Consider the following 5,148-nt stretch of genomic DNA (forward strand, 5'->3'; position numbering starts at 1 on the left):
CGGAGCCATCGGTGTCGTGTTCGGCGACATCGGCACGAGCCCCCTTTACGCCTTCAAGGAATCCGCCGCCGCGGCTGCCCACGGCGGGCCGCTCACGCGCGACATCATCATGGGCGTGCTTTCGCTCATCCTTTGGTCGCTCGTCCTCGTCGTGACGGTCAAATATGTCTTCATCCTGCTTCGCGCCGACAACAAGGGCGAAGGTGGGACTTTGACCCTCGTCGCCCTCGCTCAGCGAGCTCTCGGCAAACGACGTGGGATCGTGCTGATGCTCGGCATCGTCGGCGCCGGCCTTTTCTACGGCGACGCGGTTCTCACACCGGCCATCTCCGTGCTGTCGGCGGTCGAGGGCCTGAAACTGGTTGCGCCGACATTGGGGGATTACGTCGTCCCGATCACCATCGCGATCCTGACCGCCCTTTTCATGGTCCAGAGCCGGGGAACCGGACGCGTTGCGACGTTCTTCGGGCCGATCATGCTCGCATGGTTCGCCGCCCTCGCCGCGACCGGCGCGCTCCATATCTTCGACGATCCGACCGTGATGTTCGCCATCTTCCCAACGCATGCGGTGATGTTCTTTTTCAATCACACCGGCGTTTCGCTGGCGGTCCTGGGCGCCGTCTGTCTCTCCGTCACGGGTGCAGAAGCTCTTTATGCCGATCTCGGGCATTTCGGCAGCCGCCCCATCCGCCGGGCGTGGCTCTATCTCGTGTTTCCGGCCCTCGTGATCAATTATTTCGGCCAGGGCGCACTCGTGCTCTCGGACCCGAGCGCAGCCGAATCGCCCCTCTTCCGCCTGGCGCCGGACTGGGCATTGATCCCGATGATCTGTTTGGCGACGCTCGCCACCATCATCGCCAGCCAGGCGGTGATCACCGGCGCATTCTCGCTGACCCGCCAAGGCATTCAGCTCGGCCTTCTGCCGCGCCTCGAAATCCGCTTCACCTCGGAAGCGCATCAGGGACAGATCTACCTGCCCCGCGTGAACATGATGCTCCTGATCGGCGTGATCGTGCTCGTTCTCATCTTCGGTTCGTCGAGCAATCTCTCTCACGCATACGGCGTGTCCGTCTTCGGTGCGATGTCCGTCGATGCGATTTTGGCGATCATCGTGATCTGGCGCGGCTGGCGCTGGTCGTTGGCCCTCACCCTCGCCGTGATGCTGCCGTTCCTCTTCATCGATCTCGCGTTCTTCGGCGCGAATCTCTTGAAGATCTTCACCGGCGGCTACGTGCCGGTCATCCTCGCATCCGTGTTGATCGTTCTGATGTGGACGTGGGTGAAGGGGACCGACATCCTGTTCGAGAAAACCCGCAAGATCGACGTGCCTTTCCTCGAACTGGTGAAGATGCTGGAGAAGAGCCCACCCCACAAGGTCAAGGGAACGGCGGTGTTTCTGACGAGCGATCCGGACACTGCGCCCGCCGCCCTCCTTCACAACCTCAAGCACAACAAGGTCCTGCACGAGAAGAACGTGATTCTCACGGTGCGCAGCGAAGACGTTCCGCGCATCGACGACGAAGACCGCGTCTTCATCGAGCATGTGGGGCATTCGTTCTGGCGCATCCGTCTGAGCTACGGGTACATGGAAACGCCGAACATCCCGCGCGGCCTCGCGATCTTGCGCAAACAGGGTTTCAAGTTCGATATCATGGCGACGTCGTTCTTCCTGTCACGTCGCTCGATCCGGCCCGCTTCCCATTCGGGCATGCCCCTTTGGCAGGACAAGATCTTCATCAGTCTCGCCAAATCGGCGAGCGACGCCACGGACTTCTTCCAGATCCCGACGGGCCGGGTGGTCGAAGTCGGCACGCAGGTAACGGTCTAAGAGCGCGCACGACGAGACTTTTCAAATCAGGGGCGATTGGGGCACTCTTCGTCCACCATGACAATCGCCACCATCATCCGCCCGCACGTGGACTGGGTGACAGCCTATGAGGACGCCTTGCGTCGCGGCTGGTCACCCAAGACCGACGAGAACGTGAGCCGCGAGCAGCTCGAATTGCGCGAACGCTTCCGGCATGACCCCGAGCGGTTTCTTCACGAGCTCTATCACAGCCCAACGGTTCGCAATGCGAAGGGCGAAGAGATCCCGCGCCTGCCCGCCCACGATTTCTGGATTCTCGACGGTGCGTTCTGCGGGCGGATCAATTTCCGCTTCCAACACGGCACGGAAGACCTTCCGCCCTGGGTATCGGGTCATATCGGCTATGCCATCGTGCCGTGGAAACGCGGCAACGGTTACGCGACCGAGGCCCTCCGCCTGACCCTGCCCTATGCCCGCGCAGAGGGATTGTTCCGCGTCTCGATCACCTGCGACGACGACAATGTCGCCTCACGAAAGGTGATCCTCGCCAATGGCGGCGTCCTCAGTGGAGAGACTGCGCACGAGACGCGCGCCGGACGCACGAAGCTCCACTACTGGGTGCCGGTGCCGGCGTAGAGCTTGTTCGACAATGGGGCATTTGCATAAGCGTGTCCGCGTGCTTCGAGACGTGTCCCGCGGACGCTCGTCTCCAAGCACTCGGCCGGTTTCCCAAATCATGGCCAGACGTTCTCGTTTTGACGAGCAAGCCATTCCGGCCGCAGAATCGACATCAGTGCGGCGGAAACCCGTGTTCCGTCGGGCCTAAAGTAGATCTCGCGCATCACGCCCTCTTCCTGGAAGCCGACCCGGCGATAGGCATGGCGCGCCCTCTCATTCGACACCAATACGTCGAGATGGAAGCGATGCGCCGTCTCACGGGCAAAAACATCAGCCATGAGCCTGCGCAGAAGGAACCGCCCTGTTCCGGCGCCCGGAGCGTCGACGGCAATTCGTTTCAACAAGACGTTGCCGAACGGATCGTCGAGATGTTGCAGGATCGCGAAACCGACGGGTGCACCATCCGCTTCGGCGATCACATAGGCGCTTCGCGGGTCCGCCATTTCCTGTGCGTGGCGCCCCTCGTCCCATCGTCCGATGAATGCGTCGTATCCGGGCAGACGCTCCGTCGCCATGATGAACGGGATGTCCTTCCCTGTGCCGGCTCGCGCGTGATGGATCATCGTTCAGACCTCCCGCTCGACGACGAAACGGATCGCGTCCTTGAGCTGATCGGCCTCGGGACCGAACGGATCGAGCGCCGCTTGCGCCTCCTCGACGAGGCGTCCGCACTCCCGACGCGCGCCATCCATACCGAGATAGTCGACGAGGGTTGCCTTCCCCTTCTCGAGATCCTTGCCGGCCCGCTTGCCGAGCACTTCGGCGGAGGATTCGCGATCGAGGATATCATCGGCCACCTGGAAGGCGGCGCCCAGCGCTTGGCCATAGGCAGCGAGATTTCGCCGCGTCGGCTCGTCCGCTTTGGCGAGGATGGCCCCTGCATCGACAGAGAACGCGAGAAGAGCGCCGGTCTTCATCATCTGTAAGCGACGGATCTCCGCTTCCGCGAGATCGACGGCGCCGTAACGGCCTTCCGCCGCCAGATCGAGAAGCTGTCCGCCGACCATGCCGCCGATGCCGGAGGCCCGCGCGAGCCCGAGCACCAGATCCGCGCGGATGATCGCTTCGGTACTCGTCTCGGGCGAGGCCAAAACTTCGAACGCGAGCGTCTGCAAGGCATCGCCGACGAGAATGGCGGTCGCCTCGTCGTAGGCCTTGTGGACGGTCGGCCGCCCGCGGCGCAGATCGTCGTCGTCCATGGACGGCAGGTCGTCGTGGACCAGGGAATAGCAATGGAGAAGCTCGATCCCGGCGCCGGCGCGCAGCGGACCTGCCCCCTCGACACCCAGAAGACGCGCCGTCTCGACCGTGAGATAGGGTCGCAGCCGCTTTCCCCCTGCCAAGACCGCATGCCGCATTGCTTCCATCAGGCGGGGAGGTCTTGCAATCTCGCCCGGGAGCGCTTGGTCTGATAGCAACGCTTGCAGCATCGCCTCGACATCCCTTGCGGTCTTTGCCAACCGCGTCACGAAGGAATTGTTGGATGACATCATGTTCAGCCTGAATTCGGACGAAAGAGCAGGTCCGCCCGGAGAAAACGACGCCGCAAATCCGCCATCGGCCTCGGTCCGGCCGGAGCGCCGGAAGAAGTCCATGACCCCCTCGCGCTTTCTCCGCCGCCTCGTCCAAATCGGCCTGGGCGCCATTCTCTTATGGGTGGCGGCAGTGTTTTGGCTAGGCCTTTCCTATGCCTTGGTGCCGCCCGTCTCCACGTTGATGCTCGGGCGCTGGATGACCTTGCAGCCTGTGGACCGACAATTCGTGAGCCTCGACCAGATCGCGCCTGCGCTGCCGCTCGCCGTCATGACCGCCGAGGACAGCCTGTTCTGCCAGCATTCCGGCGTGGATTGGGACGCCCTGCGGGAGGTCGTGGAGGCCGCCGACGAGGACGGCCCCGCCCGAGGTGCCTCGACGATTCCGATGCAGACGGCCAAGAATCTTTTTCTGTGGCCGGGCCGATCGTACCTCCGCAAGGGGCTCGAATTGCCGGTGGCGCTCTATCTCGACCTGATCTGGACCAAGGCGAAGATGATGGAAAATTATCTCAACGTCGCCGAATGGGGGAACGGCATCTTTGGCGCAGAAGCGGCCGCACGGGCCTATTTTCGCAAATCCGCCAAGAATTTGACCCGCCGCGAGGCCGCGCTTCTGGCGACCGCCCTGCCGAATCCGCTGGTTCGAAATCCGGCCCGGCCGAGCCGGTCGCACAGCGCCCGCGCGGGCACGATCATGGCCCGGATGGAGGCCGCCGCCCCCTATGGCGATTGCCTCAAGAACTAAGCAGGACAGCGTTTAGGGCTAGATATTTGCACAAAGACATTGTATGAGGCGCCACCTTATCAAGAATGCGTTTTGAGCTGTTCCCGGTTTCAACGGGTGCTCAGCCTTTGACCGGAGACGAAAAATGGCCGTTCCAAAAAGAAAAACGTCGCCCTCGCGGCGCGGAATGCGTCGCTCCGCCGATGCCCTGAAAGCCCCGACCTATATCGAGGACAAGGATTCCGGCGAACTGCGCCGCCCCCACCACATCGACCTGAAGAGCGGCATGTATCGCGGCCGTCAGGTCTTGAAGGTGAAGACGGACGCCTGATCGGCGCTCGATCCGACGATTTTTGAAAAACCGGCGTCGCAAGCGCCGGTTTTTTATTGCCCGAACCCGGGAT

6 protein-coding genes are annotated in these 5,148 nt (G+C 62.6%); 4 read left to right on the top strand and 2 right to left on the bottom strand.

The window, feature by feature from the left end:
* Both AC1DT3_RS11650 and AC1DT3_RS11655 read left to right on the top strand, forming a co-directional pair.
* Positions 1-1,828: potassium transporter Kup (locus AC1DT3_RS11650; protein ID WP_477465418.1), on the top strand; the 1,828-nt coding region annotated here is incomplete at its 5' end.
* Positions 1,829-1,885: 57 nt separating this feature from the next.
* Positions 1,886-2,443, top strand: coding sequence for a GNAT family N-acetyltransferase (locus AC1DT3_RS11655; RefSeq protein WP_477465419.1), 558 nt, complete (start codon positions 1,886-1,888; stop codon positions 2,441-2,443).
* Between the two features lie 98 nt (positions 2,444-2,541).
* Here AC1DT3_RS11655 and AC1DT3_RS11660 read toward each other — a convergent pair whose 3' ends face one another.
* Together AC1DT3_RS11660 and AC1DT3_RS11665 are read right to left on the bottom strand one after the other, a co-directional pair.
* A complete protein-coding gene (locus AC1DT3_RS11660; protein ID WP_477465420.1) occupies positions 2,542-3,048 on the bottom strand; it encodes a GNAT family N-acetyltransferase in 507 nt (168 codons plus the stop codon).
* Between the two features lie 3 nt (positions 3,049-3,051).
* Positions 3,052-3,978, bottom strand: coding sequence for a polyprenyl synthetase family protein (locus AC1DT3_RS11665; protein ID WP_477465423.1), 927 nt, complete (start codon positions 3,976-3,978; stop codon positions 3,052-3,054).
* A gap of 100 nt (positions 3,979-4,078) precedes the next feature.
* Here AC1DT3_RS11665 and mtgA point away from each other — a divergent pair, with 100 nt between their 5' ends.
* Together mtgA and rpmF are read left to right on the top strand one after the other, a co-directional pair.
* A complete protein-coding gene (mtgA, locus tag AC1DT3_RS11670; protein ID WP_477465421.1) occupies positions 4,079-4,765 on the top strand; it encodes a monofunctional biosynthetic peptidoglycan transglycosylase in 687 nt (228 codons plus the stop codon).
* A 124-nt stretch (positions 4,766-4,889) separates the two neighbouring features.
* Positions 4,890-5,075: a 50S ribosomal protein L32 gene (rpmF, locus tag AC1DT3_RS11675; RefSeq protein ID WP_477465422.1), complete on the top strand. Its 186-nt coding sequence runs from the start codon at positions 4,890-4,892 to the stop codon at positions 5,073-5,075.
* Positions 5,076-5,148: the final 73 nt, after the last annotated feature.

The sequence above is a fragment of the Microvirga sp. P4_G7 genome (assembly GCF_056401005.1).

What these genes read in the sequence shown, in the direction of transcription:
- AC1DT3_RS11660 (WP_477465420.1), bottom strand. Translation starts at nt 3,048, where the DNA reads ATGATCCATCACGCGCGAGCCGGCACAGGGAAGGACATCCCGTTCATC.
- rpmF (WP_477465422.1), top strand. Translation starts at nt 4,890, where the DNA reads ATGGCCGTTCCAAAAAGAAAAACGTCGCCCTCGCGGCGCGGAATGCGT.
- mtgA (WP_477465421.1), top strand. Translation starts at nt 4,079, where the DNA reads ATGACCCCCTCGCGCTTTCTCCGCCGCCTCGTCCAAATCGGCCTGGGC.
- AC1DT3_RS11665 (WP_477465423.1), bottom strand. Translation starts at nt 3,978, where the DNA reads ATGATGTCATCCAACAATTCCTTCGTGACGCGGTTGGCAAAGACCGCA.
- AC1DT3_RS11655 (WP_477465419.1), top strand. Translation starts at nt 1,886, where the DNA reads ATGACAATCGCCACCATCATCCGCCCGCACGTGGACTGGGTGACAGCC.